This is a genomic window from Devosia sp. CN2-171, assembly GCF_049354815.1.
GTDB lineage: Bacteria > Pseudomonadota > Alphaproteobacteria > Rhizobiales > Devosiaceae > Devosia_A.
On record NZ_CP186479.1, the window covers coordinates 2,606,924 to 2,623,723 of the forward strand.

The window sequence follows — 16,800 nt, forward strand, 5'->3', positions numbered from 1 at the left end:
ATGCCCCGTCGCCTGCTTCGCGGCAACAGTTTGTCGACGATGTGCGTTGAGTGCGGGTTTCTTGCCCAAGCCGGTGTTGACTTATGGTCGTCACAGAACGATTTTAGCGCCGATTTCCCGCCGACCCGGTAACAACTGAAGGATCGTCTCCCATTCGTCGTCCCATGAGACCCGTCGCGCCCCAGAAGGATGGGCCGCAATCCAACGAAGACATCTCCTCCCCCGACGTCCAGCTCATTGATGGCGAAGGCGCCAATCGCGGCGTTGTACGGACGCGCGAAGCTCTCGCGGAAGCGCAGGAGCAGGGTCTGGATCTGGTCATCATCTCCCCGAACGCCACGCCGCCCGTCGCCAAGATCCTCGATCTTGGCCGCTTCAAGTATTCCGCGCAGAAGAAGGCCGCGGAAGCCCGCAAGAAGCAGAAGGTGATCGAGGTTAAGGAAATCCAGATGCGTCCGGGCATCGATACCCATGACTACGAAACCAAGATGAAGGCGCTTGCTCGCTTCCTCGAGGATGGCGACCGCGTCAAGGTAACGATGCGCTTCCGTGGCCGTGAAATGGCCCACCAGGAACTCGGCATGCAGGTCCTGATCAAGGTGCAGAACGAATTCGAGGCCAAGGCCAAGGTCGAATCGTCCCCGCGCTCGGAAGGCCGCCAGATGGTGATGGTGCTGGCTCCGAAGTGAGCCGGTGACACTGCCGAGATGATGAGGGCGCCGCGAGGCGCCCTTTGTTTTGGTCAGCCGGCTCTCTGAGAAAGCACCATCTCCGCCGCCTTCTCCGCGATCATGATCACCGGCGAGTTCGTATTCCCCGAAGTGATCGTCGGCATGATCGAGGCATCGACCACCCGCAGCCCGGCGAGACCGCGCGCCCGCAGCTGCGGGTCGACCACCGCCATGTCGTCATTGCCCATCCGGCAGGTCCCGACTGGGTGGAAGATCGTCGTCGCGATATCCCCGGCCCGCCGCGCCAGGTCGGCATCGTCGGCATATTGCGGTCCGGGCAGGAACTCCTCCGGTTCGAACCGCGCCACCGCTCGGGTCCGCATCAGCGCCCGCGCATGGCGGATCGAGTCGGCCGCCACGTGCCGGTCGGTTTCGGTGGAGAGATAGTTCGGCCGGATCTTTGGCGCCGCCCTCGCGTCGGCGCTTTCCATGTGGATCGTTCCGCGACTTTCAGGCCGGAGATTGCACACCGACACCGTCACCGCGTCGAACCGATGCAGCGGCTCGCCGAGCCGATCGGTCGAAAGCGGCTGCACATGATATTCGAGATCGGGCGTCGCAAGCCCCGGTCGCGAGCGCGCGAAGATGCCGAACTGGCTCGGCGCCATCGACAACGGCCCGGTGCGCTTCAGCGCATACTCCATCCCCATGCCGGCGCGGCGCATCAGGTTGTGGTAGCGGCTGTTGAGCGTGTCGGCATTCTTCACCTTGAACACGGTGCGGATCTGCAGATGGTCCTGCAGGTTCTCGCCGACGCCGCCGAGCCGGTGGCGCACCGGGATGCCGAGCCCGCCCAGTACATCCGGCCGGCCGATGCCGGAGAGTTCCAGGAGCTTCGGCGAATGCACCGCGCCGGCCGAGAGGATCACCTCGCGTCCAGCAATGGCATCGACGACCCGCCCACGATGCCGGATGCGGACACCGGTCGCCCGCGTTCCCTCGAACAGCAGCGTCTCCACCTCGGCACCAGTCAGTACGCGCAGGTTCTGGCGATGCTGCACCGGCCGCAGGAAGGCCTTGGACGTACTCCAGCGCACCCCGCCGCGCTGGTTGACCTCGAAATAGCCCGAACCAAAGTTGTCGCCGGTGTTGAAATCGGCGACGCGGGGGATGCCCAGCTCCACTGCCGCGGCTTGGAAGGCATCGAGGATCGGCCAGTTCAGCCGCTGCTTCTCCACGAGCCATTCGCCGTTCGCGCCGTGACTGGCGGACTCTCCGGCATAGTGGCGCTCGGACTTCCGGAAGTACGGCAGCACATCGTCCCAGCCCCAGCCGGCATTGCCCATCTGGCGCCAGCCGTCATAGTCGGCGGCCTGCCCTCGCATGTAGATCATGCCGTTGATCGACGAACAGCCGCCGAGCACTTTTCCACGCGGGTATGGGAGAGATCGGCCGTTCAGCCCCGGCTCCGCCTCGGTCCGCAGCATCCAGTCGGTGCGCGGGTTGCCCATGGTGAAAAGGTAGCCGATCGGGATATCGACCCAGTGGTAGCGGTCGCTGCCGCCCGCCTCGAGCAGCAGCACGCTATTGCGCGGATCGGCGCTCAGCCGATTGGCAAGCACGCAACCGGCCGAGCCGGCACCGACGATGATGTAGTCGTAGATGCCGAGGCTTTCGCTCACCGCCTGCCCCAGATGCCACTGCCCGCGACCAGCACCCAGCCGAGGATCATCGCGCCGCCGCCGATCGGCGCCGCCATCGGGAACAGCGGATTGCCCGCAAACGAGCGCAAGGCGAGGTCACCGGCGAACACCGCCACGCCGACCGCGATCACAATCCCCGCAGCGAGCGCGAGGCGGTTGGCCGCCATTAGACTCAGCCCGATCAGCACCGGTGCGTGCAGCAACAGGAAGTTGGCGGCGATGCCGAGATTGTCGTCGCCGGCATGGCTGGCCCGGGCCGCCGCGGCGACGCCGAGCGCGCCGAACAGGCCGGCAATGACCAGCAAGGCGCGAGCAGATGAGGTGGTCGGCATGGTGTTCCCCGAACTTAGGCTAGCGATAGCCGAGGCACGGGAAAACAGAAAGGCCGGGGATCGCTCCCCGGCCTTCTTGGTCTGCTGCACTGAACTCTGGATCAGGCGGCGAGCTTCAGCCAGGCCGGGGCGATGGCCGTGCCCTGGCCGAGGCCGTAGCCAAAGCGGATGTTCAGCATGCCGACCGGCTCGACGAGGCGGGCGCCATCGAGGCCGCCGACCTTCTCCACCGCGAAGCCGGCCGCGGTAACAAGAGCGGCAACCGCGTCGACCGCGGCGGCGTCATTGCCGGCGACGAACACCGGAACGTTGGCGGTGGCCGAAGCAGGGGTGTCGAACAGGCTCGCGAAGATCGTGTTGAAGCCCTTCACTACCTTGGCGGCGGGAGCGGCAGCCTGGAGTTCCTCGGCGGCCGAAGTCGTGTGCCCGATCGAGAGGCCCGAGAAGTCGGCCTTGATCGGGTTGGTGATGTCGATGACGGTCTTGCCGGCGAGCGACAGGGTCTTCACCAGTTCGAGCGCGACCGGGTAGGGCACGGCGAGGATCACGATGTCGGCGGCGGCGACGGCCGACTTGTAGTCGGTGACGGTGGCGCCAACGGACTTGGCGAAGTCGGCGGCGGCAGCGACGTTGGACGCGCCGAGGACGAGCTCGGTCTTGCCGGCGAGGCGCTTGGCCAGACCCTTGCCCATGTTGCCGAGGCCGAGAATTGCGGTGGTCATTGGGAAATCCCTCTGTCTGCGGTTTCGATGACCTCTATCTAGCCCGCTCTCAATTGGTATAGAATGATCACAATTCGCGCTTCACTCTTGCATCTGGGTATCGAATGGCCGAGCTGATCAATCTCGAAACCTTCGTCGCCGCGGTGAAATCCGGCAGCTTCGCCGGCGCAGCCCGGCTGCTGGGCATTTCCCCCGCCATGGTCGGCCGCCGCATCCAGGCGCTGGAGGAGCATCACGGTGCCCGCCTCATCGAGCGCACGACGCGCGCCCAGCGCCTCACCGAACTGGGCGAGAGCTTTTTCGCGCAAGCCGAGACGGTTCTCGAAGCGATGGGCGAACTCGATGATCTCACCCGCACCGAGCCGGGCCAGCTCTCCGGCCGCATCCGCGCCACCGGCCCCGCGACGCTCGGCATCCATCGGCTTGCCGCCATCGTCGCGCGCTTCTGCGAACTCAACCCGCAGGTCACGGTGGAGCTCAGCCTCAACGATCGCCGCGCCGACCTGATTGCGGAAGGCTACGATGTCGCCATCCGCGTTGGCGAGCTGCAGGCTTCGACCATGATTGCGCGGCGCATCGGTACCTACCGCTTCCGCGTCGTTGCCGCGCCGTCGTATGCGTCATCGCTCGGATTGCCGCTAACGCCGGACGAGCTCCGCCACCATCGCTGCATCCTCAATCTCAACATGAGCCCGCGCAACCGCTGGCCGTTCATCGGACCGGGTGGGACATCGGTGATCGCCGAAGTCGAGGGCGGGCTGCAGATCGACAATGGCGAGGCCCAGCTCGCCGCGGCGCTCGCGGGCGCCGGCATCGTCTACCTGCCGGTCGACCTGGTCGAGGAGCCGCTGCGGGCCGGACAGCTGGTCGAAGTGCTGCCGCACTGGGACCGGATGACGCTCCCTATCCACCTCGTCTATCCCTCGCGCCGGCTGCTGCCGCGGCGGTTGACCGCGTTCATGGACGCCATCGCCGCCGGCCTCAAGGAGTAGATCGGGCTCGCAAGGCGCCGTTTAACTTTGTGTGGTAACCACTTAACTCGGTGACCGCGGCGAATACTGGATCGTCCCGCCGCAATTTCGTAAAATGGTTGGCATGAGTACGGCGGTCAGTAGCGTAACAGCGTCCGAATACCTGTCGCGGATCCTCGCCCGCGAGGTGGTGGATCGGCGTTCCGCCGCCGAACTCGAGGACGTCGCGACCAAGATCGAGCTGCTCTGCAACGCCTGGGGCGGCGAGCATATCGTCGAAGTCATGCCCGGCGGCGGCTTCGAGAAGGCAACGGCCAATCGCACTGGCATCTGCATGGATTTCGTCGTCTGGATCCGCACCCAGTCAACCCGCCGGATCCCCGACGTCTACGAGTCGATGTTCACCACCTTCGGGCGGCTAGGCCTGAAACCGATCCGGCGCGATGTCACCATTGCCCTGCGGGTCGGCGACAACATGATCGTCGACATCCTGCCGGCCAAGCGTCTGTCGATGATCTCGGACATTCATGAGATCTATTCGAGCCGCCGCTCGCTGGCGATCACCACCAACCTCCACCAGCATGTGCTCGACACCCACGAGGCCGACCGGCAGGACGAGATCCGCATTCTGAAACTCTGGCGCGACCAGAACGGGCTCGATTTCCCCTCCTTCTACCTCGAACTCGCCGTCACCGCCGCGCTGCGGCGCCGCCCGGTCGGCGCGCTGGCCGACAATGTCTGGGCTGCGCTCGGCTTCCTCGAGCGGCTGCTGGTGCCACGCGCCATGCTCGATCCGGCCAACGCCGCCAACATCGTCTCGGACGAACTGACCAGCGCCCAGAAGCGTTCGATCGCCATGGCCGCGACCGCCGCACGCAACGGCCGGCCGTGGTCCGAGATCGTGCGGTAGGCCCCAGCAAGGCTCGCTTAATCCCCGGCGCGCTATGATGGCCAATCCTCAAGGGGGAGGAGGCCATGTTCGACCACAAGGAAACGCTGTTTCACGTCGCGAGCCTATTGACGCGCCAACTCGCCAATGGCCTGCGCGAGGCGCTGGCGCCGTTCGGCCTCCACCCGGCGCAGTACACCGCGCTCAGCGAGATCGCGCAGCGCGAAGGGCTGACACAGGCCGAGCTCGTCATCCGGCTCGACCTCGAGCAGCCGGGTGTCGCACGCACCCTCACGGGGCTCGAAGCCGAAGGCTGGATCGAGAAGGCCTCGATCGGCAAGGGCCGGGCGCAGGGCCTCTATCTCAGCCAGCGCGCCCGGGACATCCTGCCCCAGGCAGCGACCGCGGCCGCCGATGCCGACCGGCAGGCGCTCGCCTCGCTCAGCCGCACCGAGGCAGCACAGCTCATCGACGGGCTCAGCGAACTCGCAGCCGCAAATCGAGCCTGAGCCGCATCCGCCGGCTTGGGTAGCCAGACGAACAGTGCCAAAGCTAAGAACCAGATGGCGCCGCGCAGGTAGGCCTTGTTGATGATCAGTGGTGATTGGCTCGCCGGTCGAGCCGCAAATAGATCCGACATGGACGCTCCTGGCCGCGCCTTTCCCGGCGCTTGCCACGATCACCGCAGATGGATATTGCGACTGTGTGACGCCTGAGCCGACGCCTCTTGCGTGTCCACGCCTTTCCCCTTATACACCGCGCTTCTTCGACGGGCCGCCCGGCCAAAAGGCATGCCGTGGCAGTTCGAAATGCTGGTTCTCAGGAACCGCCTCTAACCAGGAACGCAAAATGCCAAAAATGAAGACCAAATCGGGCGCCAAGAAGCGCTTCAAGATGACTGCGACGGGCCGCGTCAAGGCCGGCGTCGCGGGCAAGCGTCACCGTCTCCTTAGCCACGACGCCGACTACATCCGCTCTCACCGGGGAACCAAGATCCTCAAGAAGGGCGATGAAAGTCTGGTCAAGTGGTACATGCCGTACAACCGTTAAGGAGCCGAACCTATGTCCCGCGTTAAAAGAGGCGTTACCGCCCACGCTCGCCACAAGAAGGTCCTGAAGGCTGCTTCGGGCTTTTATGGTCGCCGCAAGAATACCATCCGCACCGCCAAGGCCGCCGTCGACAAGGCCGGCCAGTACGCGTACCGCGATCGCCGCGTCAAGAAGCGCAACTTCCGCGCCCTCTGGATCCAGCGCATCAACGCCGCCGTGCGCGATCACGGCCTGACCTATGGTCGATTTATCGACGGCCTCAGCAAGGCCGAGATTGCCGTTGACCGCAAGGTGCTCTCCGATCTCGCGATCACCGAGCCCGCAGCGTTCGCCGTGCTGGTTGAGCAGGCCAAGAAGGCTCTGGGGTATCTCGGCAAGATCGAGACGACCACCCACGAGCGTATCAGCGCCTAGCGTCTAGCCCCGAAAAGTCACGAGACTTTTCGGATCAGGCTAAGAGCCAGCAAGACCACTCGCCTTTTCTGAGGCCCTAAGCTAAGCCTTGCGCCGCCCCGAACAGGGGCTGGCGCGGGGCTTTTTCGTTTGGCCCTGAAACACAATTTTCCGGAACGTTCAAATGTCCCTCGACGCCCAGATCGCCACCCTCCGCGCCGAAATCAGCGCCGCCGTCGCGGCCGCTGCCGACGAAGGCGCCATCGAAGCGGTGCGCGTCTCCGCCCTTGGCAAGAAAGGTTCGGTCTCCGCGCTCCTCGCGACGCTCGGCGGCATCGTGCCGGAAGAGCGCAAGAGCGCCGGCGCTGCCATCAACGGGCTGAAGACAGAAGTCACGGCGCTGATCGAAGCCAAGGCCGCCGAACTCGCCAAATCGGCGCTCGATGCCCGTCTCGCTGCCGAACGCGTCGACGTCACCCTGCCGGTGCGCCCGGCGCCGACCGCCGAAGGCCGCATCCACCCGGTGAGCCAGGTGATCGACGAGATCACCGCGATCTTCTCCGATATGGGTTTCTCCATCGCCGAAGGTCCGGACATCGAGACCGACTGGTACAACTTCACCGCGCTCAACTTCCCCGAGGGGCACCCGGCGCGCGAGATGCACGACACCTTCTTCATGGCGCCCTCGCCCGATGGGGTGAAGCGCGTGCTGCGCACTCACACCTCGCCGGTGCAGATCCGCTCCATGTTGAAGACCAACGAGAAGCCGTCGGCGCCCTATCTCACCACGGCGATCGATCCGCCGATCCGCGTCGTCATCCCCGGCCGCACCTATCGGCACGACTCGGACCAGACGCACACGCCGATGTTCCACCAGGTCGAAGGCCTCGTGATCGACAAGAGCTCGCATATCGGCCAGCTGCGCTGGGTGCTGGAAGAGTTCCTCAAGGCCTTCTTCGAGGTCGACAACGTCACGCTGCGCTTCCGCCCGAGCTTCTTCCCCTTCACCGAGCCGTCGATGGAAGTCGACGTGCAGTGCGACCGCTCGGGTTCGGAAGTGAAGATCGGCGAGGGCAATGACTGGCTCGAAATCCTCGGCTGCGGCATGGTGCATCCGAACGTGCTGCGCAATTGCGGGCTCGATCCCGAGGTCTACCAGGGCTTCGCCTGGGGCATGGGCATCGATCGCATCGCCATGCTGAAATACGGCATGAACGACCTGCGTGCCTTCTTCGACGGCGACAAGCGCTGGCTCGACCACTACGGGTTCAGGCCGCTCGACCTGCCGACGCTGTTCGGGGGGCTGTCGAGCTGATGACGGTCGAGTCCCCGGCATCATTGCGCGACCGCGTGCTGCAGGTGCTGCAACGCGAGATCGATGCGATCCTCGCTCCTGCCGGCTATGTCCGGATCGGTGGGAGCTGGAGCCGCACGACCGCGTTTGCACGCACCGAGGTCGCGATCCAGCGAAGCCAGTCGGGGCTTGCCTGCTACATCAACCTTGCCCGCTTCCAGCGCCTGTTCGGCCGCGAGTGGGTGCCGCCCGGCAGCGTCTATTCGGGCTGGCGGGTCGGCCACTTCACCGACAGCGTCGCCGAGGCCAATGGTCTCGACGCCCTGCCCTATGCCGAGCTCGATGGCGACAGCCCGCTGCGCCGGCGCGTGACCACGCTGCTCAGCGAGCGCGTCGTGCCGTTCCTCGGCAGATGCCACGGATTGCTTGGCCATCGGCAGTTGCCCCCACGGGTAGCGGCGCTGCGGAAGGGTACGGCATGAGCCTCCAGCCTCCCATCGCCGCTGATGAGCAGCCGGTTACGACCTTCGTCGTCACCGACATTGAGTCCGACGGGCATAACCCGCTCGAATCCTCGATGCTGAGCTTTGCCTCGGTGGCGGTCGATGTCACCGGCGGGGTGCTGGGCGAGTTCGAGGCCGTGCTCACCCCACGCGCCGACCGCAGGCCCAACCCGGACACGATGGCCTGGTGGGCGACGCAGCCCGAGGCCTACAAGTGGGCCACCACCAATCCGGAGGATCCGGCCGTGGTGATGGCGCGCTATGCCGACTGGGTCGAATCCCTCCCGGGCTTCCGTGTCTTCGCTGCCGCGCCGATGACCTTCGATGGTCCGTGGATGGACCATTACCTCTGGACCTATGCCGGTACACGCGTCCTCGGCGGGCCGTTCAACTCGCGGCAGATCTTCCGCGGCGGCGGGGTCTGCCTCTACACCATGGCCGGCGCCCTGCGCGGCGCGCCGTATCTCAAGTGGGGCATGCAGCGCGTGCCGCCCGAGTGGTACGGCCACATCGAACACACCCACCGCGCCATCGACGACGCGCGCGGCTTTGCCAACGTGTTGGCCAAACTTTTCGAGATCAGCGGCGCGTTGCCGTACATCGAAGCGACCGAGAGCATGTACAAATGAAATTCACCCTCGATTGGCTGAAAGAGCACCTCGACACCACCGCCTCGGTCGACGAGATCGGCAAGGCGCTGACCATGGTCGGCCTCGAAGTCGAGGAGATCGTCGATCCGGCCGAAAAGCTGCGGCCCTTCGTCGTCGCCTATGTGGTCGAAGCCAAGCCCCATCCGAACTCGGACCACCTCAACGTCTGTAAGGTCGATGTCGGCACCGGCACGCTGATCGACGTGGTCTGCGGGGCCCCGAATGCGCGGACCGGCATGAAGTCGGTATTCGCGGCGCCGGGCACCTACATTCCGGGCAAAGATTTCACGCTGAAGGCCGGCGTCGTCATCCGCGGCGAGAAGTCGGACGGCATGCTGTGTTCGGCCGCCGAACTCGAGCTCTCGAACGACCATGACGGCATCATCGAGCTGCCCGCCGATGCGCCTGTCGGTGTGCCCTATGTCGAGTACGCCAAGCTCGGGAACACGGTGATCGACATCTCGATCACCCCCAACCGCGGCGATGCCACCGGCGTCTACGGCGTGGCGCGCGATCTCGCCGCCTTCGGCCTCGGCACGCTGAAGTCGACCGACATGTCCCCGGTGCCGTCCAGGGGCCCGAGCCCGATCGCGCCGCTGCCGCATATTTTCGAACCCGGCCAGCCGAAAGCCATCCGCAAGTTCGCCGGACGCTACTTCAAGGGCATCAAGAACGGCCCATCGCCCGAGTGGCTGCAGCAGCGCCTGCGTGCCGTCGGCCTCCGGCCGATCAATGCCGTGGTCGATATCACCAACCTCGTCTCGCTCGGCTGGGGCCGGCCGCTCCACGCCTATGACGCCGACAAGATCGTCGGCACGGCGGTGCTGCGCGTCGCCAAACCCGGGGAAGAGTTCGACGCGCTCGACAACAAGGTCTACGCGCTCGACGAGACCATGACGGTCATCGCCGACGACCTCGGTGCGCTCTGCCTCGGCGGCGTCATGGGCGGCATCCGCTCCGGCACCACCGACGAGACGGTCAACGTCCTGATGGAATGCGCCAGCTGGGATCCCGATCTCATCGCCCAGACCGGCCGCAAGACCGGCATCGTCTCCGATGCCCGCTACCGGCTCGAGCGCAATGTCGATCCCGCACTCACCGAGCCCGGCCTCGAACTGGCGACCCGCCTGATGCTCGAGCTCGTCGGTGGCGAAGCCATGGAGCCGGTGATCTCGGGCGAGGACGTGTTCCCCAACACCATCGTCGAGTTCCCGATCTCCGAGGTCGAGCGTCTCACCGGCCTCGAGACCAGCGCAAACGAGATCGAGGCGATCCTCGCCCGTCTCGGCTTCAAGCTCGAGGGCACCGGCAACACCCGTAAGGTGCATGTCCCGTCCTGGCGGCCAGACGTCACCATGAAGGCCGACCTCGCCGAGGAAGTGATGCGCATGGTCGGCGTCGACAACGTGCCGGTCGATCCGCTGCCGCGCCTCAATCACGTGGCGCCGCGCATGCTGACCACGCTGCAGAACCGCCGCCGCCTCGCCCGCCGCACGCTCGCGGCGCGCGGTCTCGACGAAGCGGTGACCTGGTCGTTCATCCCCGAAGCCGAGGCCACACGCTTCGGCGGCGGCAAGCCGGAGCTGAAGCTCGCCAACCCGATCGCGTCCGAACTCACCGACATGCGGCCCTCGCTGCTGCCCGGGCTTCTCGCCGCTGCGGCCCGAAATACCAATCGCGGCATTGCCGAGCTGAAGCTGTTCGAGATTGGCCAGGTGTTCCACTCGATCCTGCCCGAGGGCCAGCGCACCTATGCCTCCGGCATCCGCCTCGGCAGCTCGCGTCACTGGCAGGCGCAGGCCGGCAAGGTTTCGGTGTTCGACGCCAAGGCCGATATCGCCGCCCTGCTCGATGCGCTCGGGCATGACATCGACAAGCTGCAGCTTGTCGCCGAACCGGCGTCATGGAGCCATCCTGGCCGCGGCGGCCGCATCCAGCTTGGGCCCAAGCTCACCATCGGCTGGTTCGGCGAAGTGCATCCGTCCGAGCTCGAAAAGTTCGATTTGACCGGCCCCGTCGCCGCGTTCGAACTCGACCTCGACGCCATCCCCGAGCCGCGGAAGAAAGCCACCCGCTCGAAGCCGGCACTGAAGCTCAGCGATCTCATGGCACTCAGCCGCGACTTCGCCTTCCTCGTCGATCGCGATGTGGCCGCCGCGACCATCCTTCGCGCCGCGAAGAACGCCGACAAGGGACTGATCACCGATGTTGGCGTGTTCGACGTGTTCGAGGGCAAGGGCGTGCCGGAGGGCAAGAAGTCGATCGGCATCGCGGTGACGCTGCAGCCGACGGAGAAGACCCTCACCGACGAGGAGATCGAAGCCGTGAGCCAGTCGGTCGTCAGCGCCGTCACCAAGGCGACCGGCGGGGCCCTTCGCACCTGACATGGCCACCGCCGGACGATATCTCGGATCGGCGGTGCTTCTGGTGGCGCTGGGGCTGAGCCCGGCGCTCGGCTATGCGACGACGTTCGTGCTGTTGGGCTTGGCGGCGGTGGCGACTATCGTGCTCGTGGTCGCCCCCTCCACCGCCTTCGGCGGTCCCCCTCCCCCGTCTTCGACAGGGGAGGACCAAGGCACCGCCGGTGCGCACGTTACCGAGGCACGATCTCTCCGTGATCCTCCCCCGTATGCGAGGGAGGGGGACCAGCGGAGCTGGTGGAGGGGGCGGCCAAGTGCACCGACCCTCCTCTTCGCTCTCGCCTACCTCCTCATCACCCTCTCAGCCCTCGCGACCCTCCGCACTCCCACGGACCTCCTCCCCCTCCTCGGCCTCGCCGCCCCGCTGTTCTATGCCCCTCTCGCCCGCCTCATCGGCGGTGCCAACCTCACCCGCTACGCCATTCCCGGTGCCATCGTCGGCCTCGCCACAGCCCTCGCCTACCGCTACGGCCTCGACATGCCGCGCGCCGCCGAGGGCTTCTGGCTCACCGACCCTACCCGCCTCGCCGTCACAACGCTGCTCGCCGCGACGCTCGGCCTCGGCGCATTGTTCACCCAGCACCGCTGGCGCTGGCTGAGCCTGCTCGCCCTCGCCGGCGCGATCATCGTCATCGCCCTGACCGGGTCGCGCACCGCGCTGCTCGGCCTGCCGGTCCTGCTGCTGGTCACCGGCCTCTGCCTCGCACACCGGCCCGTGACACGCACAGCCATCGTCGCGGTCACCGTCGCCGTGGCTTTCGCCGCCCTGTTCATCGAATTGCCAGGCACCGAACGCATGCGGCTATGGGACGTCCTGGCCGCTATTGCCGCCGGCAGCCCCGTCCCCGATCCCGCCGTCGACATCCGCCTCGGCCTCGGCCGCGCCGCCGCCCAGCTATTCGCGGCCGCCCCCCTGTTCGGCCACGGCTGGAGCGAAGCGGCAATGCCGCAGGTCCTCGCGCTGCTCACGCCCGGGCAACTGAGCTGGGGCCGCATTCCTCATCTCCACAACGACGTCGCCCAGTTCGCCGTCTCGGGTGGTCTCCTCGGGCTCGCCGCGTGGCTGCTGCTGCTCGCCGCCCCGATCGCCGGCTACCTGCACCTGCCGCGCGAAGCCCGCAGCCCGCAGCGTCTCCACGCGCTGCTGGTGCTGATCATCGGCGCGATCGTGCTGGGCATCCCCGACACTTTCCTGGTCGCGCCGATGACGCTGACAATCTACGTGGTGCTGGCGGCGGCGATTGCAGGACGGCGGGCGTAGGCCCTCCTTACCGTCCGGGCCGGCTGTCGATCAGCCCACCCTTGGCGGCCACGTCGATCGCCGCGATTTCCTCGGCCGACAGCTCGAGATTGTCCAGCACGCCGAGGCAATCCTTGAGCTGCTCCAGCGTGCGCACGCCGATCAGCGCCGAGGTGATCTCCCTGCGCCGCAGCACCCAGCTCAGTGCCAGCTGCACCATGGTCTGCTTGCGTGCCTTGGCGATGGCGCCGAGCTTGTCCACGGCCTCGAGGATGCGCGGCTCCAGCCGGTTGGCCGAGAGCGAATAGTTCTCCGAGGCACGGGTGCCGCTCAGGTCACCCTTCAGGTTGTTGTACTTGCCCGACAGGATCCCCTGCTGCAGCGGCGAGAAGGCGATGATGCCGACGCCCTCGTCGGCGCAGGCGGCCATCGTGCCGTCCTCCTCGATCCAGCGGTTGAGGATCGAATAGTTCGGCTGGTGGATCAGGCAGGGCACGCCCATGCCCTTGAGGATCGTGACAGCGTCACGGGTCTGCTTTTCCGGATACATCGAGATGCCGACATAGAGCGTCTTGCCCTGGCGGTGCAGCTGCGCCAGCGCCCCCATCGTCTCCTCGAGCGGCGTCTCGGGATCGTAGCGGTGCGAGTAGAAGATATCGAAATAGTCGAGCCCCATGCGCTTGAGGCTCTGGTCGGCCGAGGCGATGATGTACTTGCGCGAGCCGCGGTCGCCGTAGGGGCCTTCCCACATGGTCCAGCCGGCCTTCGATGAGATGATCATCTCGTCGCGATAGGGGCGGAAATCGCGCGCCATCACGTCGCCGAACAGTTCCTCGGCGGCGCCCGGCGGGGGGCCGTAATTGTTGGCGAGGTCGAAGTGAGTGATGCCCTTGTCGAAGGCGTAGCTCAGGATCTCGAAGGCGCTGGGATAGTCGCGCGTGCCACCGAAATTCTGCCACAGCCCCAGGCTGACCACAGGCAGCTTCAGCCCCGAACGCCCCGTGTATCGATATTGCATGTCGCCATAGCGAGCGTCGCTGGCCCGATAGGTCATCTCACCCTCCGAATTTGTCCGATTTGCCCGTTGCGGTCAGCGGATGTTACACCCGCGGCGATGTCCGAGCTTTTTGAAACTGTCGCCAACCTGCCCGAAAGCCTGAACCGGTTCAAGGTTCTGGCGCTGTACAAGTTTGCCGATTTCAAAGATTGCGCCGAACTGAAGCCGGAGCTGGCGCTGTTCTGCTGCGCCCGCGGCATTCGAGGGACCTTCATCCTCGCCCCCGAAGGCATCAACGGCACTGTGGCCGGCCGCCCCGGCGCGATCGACGAGTTGATGGACTGGTTCGAAACGAGCCCGCTCTGGGCCGGGCGCCTGCGCGGCGCCGAAGCCAAGTTCTCGGGCGCTGCCGAGATGCCGTTCCTCAGGATGAAGGTCCGGCTGAAGCCCGAGATCGTCACCCTGCGCGCCCCCGAGGCCGATCCTTCGAAACTGGTTGGCACCTATGTCGAGCCGCGCGACTGGAACGGCCTGATCGAGCGCAACGATGTCACCGTCATCGACACGCGCAACGATTACGAAGTTGCGCTCGGCACCTTCGCCAGGGCGCGCGATCCCGGGACGCAAAGCTTCACCGAGTTCAAGGACTACGTGGCCAGGCTCGATCCGGCCCAGCACCCCAAGGTCGCGATGTTCTGCACCGGCGGCATCCGCTGCGAGAAGGCCTCCGCCTACATGCTGTCGCAGGGCTTCAAGGAAGTGTTCCATTTGAAGGGCGGCATCCTCAAATATCTCGAGGCGGTGCCCGAAACCGAGAGCCGCTTCAACGGCGAGTGCTTCGTCTTCGACGAACGCGTCTCGGTCACGCATGGGTTGAAGGAGGGCGAAGCCGTCCTCTGCCGCGCCTGCCGCAACCCGATCATGCCCGAGAATGCCGTCGGTTCGCTCTGCCGCGATTGCGCCGAAACCGCCCCCGCCGGCGCGCAGGAGCGCGAGCGGCAGATGCAACTGGCGCGGGCGCGCGGCGAGGCGCATCTCGGCGATGACGCGGCTGAGGTCGCGGCGCGCCACAAGGCGGCGAAGCTCAAGCGGCGGGAAGCGTCGCGGAAGACCGCAGGCCGCTGGAAAGCCTAGGGTCGCCTAAAAGGAGAACTTCACGCCGCCCAGCACCGTCACGGTCGGCACCTGCAGGGACAGGTCATCGCTTTCGTCGTAAACCGCATTGTCAAAGGTGTTCTGGTAGCGTGCCTCGCCGATCAGAGACACGCCCTCCGAAATCTCGGCGCCAATGCCGCCGATGAACTGATAGCCAAAACCGGAAAACTCGCCGTCCTCGCCCTCGAAGCGGTCATAGTACCTGATGTAGCCTAGGCCGACCGCGCCGTAGATCGAGAACATGTCGTTCAGATCTGCGGTATACTTGAGATTGCCCATGATGCTGGCGCTGGCAATCTCGCTGTCGTCGTAATCCGACAGGTTTCGATGGGTGTAAAGCCCGTCCAGTTCGACCGACAAGCCATCGAACACCACGACACCGACGGTGCCGGCCACGGCCCAGCCGATATCGGTCGCGTTGACGTATTCGTCCGAGCCATCGAAGAAGGAGAAGTCGATGCCGGCGGTCGCCCCGCCAAGCAGTTGAACGTAGATGTTGGTTGCCTCTGGAGCCGGCGCTACGACCACGGGCTCGTCGACGATCAAGTCGGCACCCTGTGCCCCGACGCTACCCATGGCGATGACCGCCGCTGCTGCGAATATCCGGTTCATGTACGCCACCTCGTCAACTGTCGGTGCCGAGCATAGCCGTTTGATCAACAATGTCTGTAGCCGCCGCGCAACGTGGACCGCAAATCTACAGCAAGTATTCGGGTAAGGCCGCGAAGCGGCAGCCGGAACCGCCCCTTGCCCAGACCGCTCCATCAGCTTATCCAATGTGACAGGGCGAACAACGCCGTATCCGCTGTCACGCATAAGCCGGACCGATCCATGGACCTCGACCAGATCAGAACCTTCGACCGCATCGCGCAGGACCTGAGCTTCACCAAGGCGGCGGCGAAACTCAATGTCACGCAGGCGACAGTCTCCATGCGCATGCGGGCACTCGAGGATCTGCTCGGCGTGCCGCTCTTCCATCGCGGCCGCAATATCCAGCTGACCGACCAGGGGATGACCTTCCTTCCCTATGCCCGCCGCATCCTCTCCGCCGCGCAGGAAGCCAAGGACGCGTTGCGCCGGGTCGAGCGCGGCCGGGTTTCGATCGGTTCGCTCCGCAGCCTCGTCTCCCCCCTGATCACGGAATCGCTGCTGCGCTTCCAGCAGAAGTACCCATCGGTCGACGTGGTGATCAACGAAGGCCGCCAGAGCCAGATCGCCGCCATGCTGCGCGAGCGCGAGATCGAGCTCGGCATTCTCTGCTGGCCCAATCTCGATCCGATCATCACCGATCTCGTGCCACTGCTGGTGATGCGCGAACGGGTGCCGATGGTGACGACGCCACAGATCGCGGCCGAACTGGGGCTCGAACCGAAGATGGAGGACGTGCTGAAGCGCGTGCCGCGGCTCATATCGATCAACTGGTGGCAGGCTTACCCGGATGCGGCGCTGGCGCTGTTCCGCCGTGCCCCGGTCTCGGTCGAACTCCCCACCGGCCCGGCCCGCCGCATCGCCATCCGCGGCGAGGGCGTCGGCTTCTTCGTCCACTCCGCCGTCGCCGACGACATCGCCGCCGGCCGCCTCACCGAAATCCGCCCGTCGGACGTCGATGTCGTCCACCGCGACATCGCCATGGTGGTGCGCAACGCCGACGTGCTCGACCGCGAGATGCTGCGCGACTTCGCCACCGAGATCGCCGCGGAATGCGTCAGGAACGGCACCATCCTCGAGTCGAGCCTATTGCCCAAGGCAGCGAACGCCGCCTGAGGCCGACGCACTACCCAATCTACCGACGGCCCGCTAAACAGGGCCA

At 65.8% G+C, this 16,800-nt stretch carries 18 protein-coding genes; 13 read left to right on the plus strand and 5 right to left on the minus strand.

The window, feature by feature from the left end; all coding sequences use genetic code 11:
- Nucleotides 1-152 precede the first annotated feature (152 nt).
- Nucleotides 153-689, plus strand: a complete 537-nt coding sequence (gene infC / locus ACOYW5_RS12885) for a translation initiation factor IF-3 (protein WP_423069462.1) — start codon at nt 153-155, stop codon at nt 687-689.
- 53 nt (nt 690-742) lie between these two features.
- Here the strand turns inward: infC and ACOYW5_RS12890 are convergent, their stop codons facing one another.
- The 3 genes from ACOYW5_RS12890 to ACOYW5_RS12900 form a co-directional block, all read right to left on the minus strand.
- Nucleotides 743-2,353, minus strand: coding sequence for a GMC family oxidoreductase (locus ACOYW5_RS12890; RefSeq protein WP_423065291.1), 1,611 nt, complete (start codon nt 2,351-2,353; stop codon nt 743-745).
- Nucleotides 2,350-2,706 (minus strand): DUF423 domain-containing protein, encoded by a 357-nt coding sequence (locus ACOYW5_RS12895; RefSeq protein ID WP_423065292.1) that lies wholly within the window; start codon nt 2,704-2,706, stop codon nt 2,350-2,352. The genes ACOYW5_RS12890 and ACOYW5_RS12895 overlap by 4 nt, the downstream gene beginning before the upstream one ends.
- A 101-nt stretch (nt 2,707-2,807) precedes the next feature.
- Complete coding sequence (locus tag ACOYW5_RS12900; RefSeq protein ID WP_423065293.1) at nt 2,808-3,428, minus strand: NADPH-dependent F420 reductase; 621 nt, start codon at nt 3,426-3,428, stop codon at nt 2,808-2,810.
- 104 nt (nt 3,429-3,532) lie between these two features.
- Between ACOYW5_RS12900 and ACOYW5_RS12905 the strand changes: the two genes are divergently transcribed.
- The 10 genes from ACOYW5_RS12905 to ACOYW5_RS12950 all read left to right on the plus strand — a co-directional run bounded on the left by ACOYW5_RS12905 (nt 3,533) and on the right by ACOYW5_RS12950 (nt 12,859).
- Nucleotides 3,533-4,420 (plus strand): LysR family transcriptional regulator, encoded by an 888-nt coding sequence (locus ACOYW5_RS12905; RefSeq protein WP_423065294.1) that lies wholly within the window; start codon nt 3,533-3,535, stop codon nt 4,418-4,420.
- A gap of 103 nt (nt 4,421-4,523) precedes the next feature.
- On the plus strand, nt 4,524-5,309 hold the full coding sequence (locus tag ACOYW5_RS12910; RefSeq protein WP_423065295.1) for a hypothetical protein: 786 nt from the start codon (nt 4,524-4,526) through the stop codon (nt 5,307-5,309).
- A 65-nt stretch (nt 5,310-5,374) separates the two neighbouring features.
- The gene (locus ACOYW5_RS12915) at nt 5,375-5,797 is read left to right on the plus strand and encodes a MarR family winged helix-turn-helix transcriptional regulator (RefSeq protein WP_423065296.1); all 423 of its coding nucleotides are present in this window, start codon (nt 5,375-5,377) and stop codon (nt 5,795-5,797) included.
- A 340-nt stretch (nt 5,798-6,137) separates the two neighbouring features.
- On the plus strand, nt 6,138-6,338 hold the full coding sequence (gene rpmI, locus ACOYW5_RS12920) for a 50S ribosomal protein L35 (protein WP_055047457.1): 201 nt from the start codon (nt 6,138-6,140) through the stop codon (nt 6,336-6,338).
- Nucleotides 6,339-6,350: 12 nt separating this feature from the next.
- Complete coding sequence (gene rplT / locus ACOYW5_RS12925; protein ID WP_055873058.1) at nt 6,351-6,752, plus strand: 50S ribosomal protein L20; 402 nt, start codon at nt 6,351-6,353, stop codon at nt 6,750-6,752.
- 163 nt (nt 6,753-6,915) lie between these two features.
- The gene (gene pheS, locus ACOYW5_RS12930) at nt 6,916-8,046 is read left to right on the plus strand and encodes a phenylalanine--tRNA ligase subunit alpha (RefSeq protein ID WP_423065297.1); all 1,131 of its coding nucleotides are present in this window, start codon (nt 6,916-6,918) and stop codon (nt 8,044-8,046) included.
- Complete coding sequence (locus ACOYW5_RS12935; protein ID WP_423065298.1) at nt 8,046-8,507, plus strand: hypothetical protein; 462 nt, start codon at nt 8,046-8,048, stop codon at nt 8,505-8,507. The genes pheS and ACOYW5_RS12935 overlap by 1 nt, the downstream gene beginning before the upstream one ends.
- Nucleotides 8,504-9,157 (plus strand): 3'-5' exoribonuclease domain-containing protein, encoded by a 654-nt coding sequence (locus ACOYW5_RS12940; RefSeq protein WP_423065299.1) that lies wholly within the window; start codon nt 8,504-8,506, stop codon nt 9,155-9,157. Before ACOYW5_RS12935 ends, ACOYW5_RS12940 begins: the two co-directional genes overlap by 4 nt.
- Nucleotides 9,154-11,562: a phenylalanine--tRNA ligase subunit beta gene (pheT, locus tag ACOYW5_RS12945; RefSeq protein WP_423065300.1), complete on the plus strand. Its 2,409-nt coding sequence runs from the start codon at nt 9,154-9,156 to the stop codon at nt 11,560-11,562. The genes ACOYW5_RS12940 and pheT overlap by 4 nt, the downstream gene beginning before the upstream one ends.
- Before the next feature lies 1 nt (nt 11,563).
- Entirely contained in the window at nt 11,564-12,859 is a 1,296-nt protein-coding gene (locus ACOYW5_RS12950) for an O-antigen ligase family protein (RefSeq protein ID WP_423065301.1), read from the plus strand.
- Nucleotides 12,860-12,866: 7 nt separating this feature from the next.
- Here ACOYW5_RS12950 and ACOYW5_RS12955 read toward each other — a convergent pair whose 3' ends face one another.
- The gene (locus tag ACOYW5_RS12955; RefSeq protein ID WP_423065302.1) at nt 12,867-13,892 is read right to left on the minus strand and encodes an aldo/keto reductase; all 1,026 of its coding nucleotides are present in this window, start codon (nt 13,890-13,892) and stop codon (nt 12,867-12,869) included.
- A 60-nt stretch (nt 13,893-13,952) separates the two neighbouring features.
- Here ACOYW5_RS12955 and ACOYW5_RS12960 point away from each other — a divergent pair, with 60 nt between their 5' ends.
- Nucleotides 13,953-14,969, plus strand: coding sequence for a rhodanese-related sulfurtransferase (locus ACOYW5_RS12960; RefSeq protein WP_423065303.1), 1,017 nt, complete (start codon nt 13,953-13,955; stop codon nt 14,967-14,969).
- Nucleotides 14,970-14,975: 6 nt separating this feature from the next.
- Here the strand turns inward: ACOYW5_RS12960 and ACOYW5_RS12965 are convergent, their stop codons facing one another.
- Nucleotides 14,976-15,602, minus strand: a complete 627-nt coding sequence (locus ACOYW5_RS12965; protein WP_423065304.1) for an outer membrane protein — start codon at nt 15,600-15,602, stop codon at nt 14,976-14,978.
- Nucleotides 15,603-15,821: 219 nt separating this feature from the next.
- On the opposite strand from ACOYW5_RS12965, the gene ACOYW5_RS12970 reads away from it, so the two are divergent.
- Nucleotides 15,822-16,754, plus strand: a complete 933-nt coding sequence (locus tag ACOYW5_RS12970; protein WP_423065305.1) for a LysR family transcriptional regulator — start codon at nt 15,822-15,824, stop codon at nt 16,752-16,754.
- The last annotated feature ends 46 nt before the right edge of the window (nt 16,755-16,800 follow it).

Coding starts and splice junctions, on each gene's coding strand:
- ACOYW5_RS12900 (WP_423065293.1), bottom strand. CDS start 3,428: ATGACCACCGCAATTCTCGGCCTCGGCAACATGGGCAAGGGTCTGGCC.
- rplT (WP_055873058.1), top strand. CDS start 6,351: ATGTCCCGCGTTAAAAGAGGCGTTACCGCCCACGCTCGCCACAAGAAG.
- ACOYW5_RS12970 (WP_423065305.1), top strand. CDS start 15,822: ATGGACCTCGACCAGATCAGAACCTTCGACCGCATCGCGCAGGACCTG.
- ACOYW5_RS12955 (WP_423065302.1), bottom strand. CDS start 13,892: ATGACCTATCGGGCCAGCGACGCTCGCTATGGCGACATGCAATATCGA.
- ACOYW5_RS12940 (WP_423065299.1), top strand. CDS start 8,504: ATGAGCCTCCAGCCTCCCATCGCCGCTGATGAGCAGCCGGTTACGACC.
- ACOYW5_RS12960 (WP_423065303.1), top strand. CDS start 13,953: ATGTCCGAGCTTTTTGAAACTGTCGCCAACCTGCCCGAAAGCCTGAAC.
- pheS (WP_423065297.1), top strand. CDS start 6,916: ATGTCCCTCGACGCCCAGATCGCCACCCTCCGCGCCGAAATCAGCGCC.
- ACOYW5_RS12935 (WP_423065298.1), top strand. CDS start 8,046: ATGACGGTCGAGTCCCCGGCATCATTGCGCGACCGCGTGCTGCAGGTG.
- ACOYW5_RS12950 (WP_423065301.1), top strand. CDS start 11,564: ATGGCCACCGCCGGACGATATCTCGGATCGGCGGTGCTTCTGGTGGCG.
- ACOYW5_RS12915 (WP_423065296.1), top strand. CDS start 5,375: ATGTTCGACCACAAGGAAACGCTGTTTCACGTCGCGAGCCTATTGACG.
- ACOYW5_RS12965 (WP_423065304.1), bottom strand. CDS start 15,602: ATGAACCGGATATTCGCAGCAGCGGCGGTCATCGCCATGGGTAGCGTC.
- pheT (WP_423065300.1), top strand. CDS start 9,154: ATGAAATTCACCCTCGATTGGCTGAAAGAGCACCTCGACACCACCGCC.
- ACOYW5_RS12895 (WP_423065292.1), bottom strand. CDS start 2,706: ATGCCGACCACCTCATCTGCTCGCGCCTTGCTGGTCATTGCCGGCCTG.
- ACOYW5_RS12905 (WP_423065294.1), top strand. CDS start 3,533: ATGGCCGAGCTGATCAATCTCGAAACCTTCGTCGCCGCGGTGAAATCC.
- rpmI (WP_055047457.1), top strand. CDS start 6,138: ATGCCAAAAATGAAGACCAAATCGGGCGCCAAGAAGCGCTTCAAGATG.
- ACOYW5_RS12910 (WP_423065295.1), top strand. CDS start 4,524: ATGAGTACGGCGGTCAGTAGCGTAACAGCGTCCGAATACCTGTCGCGG.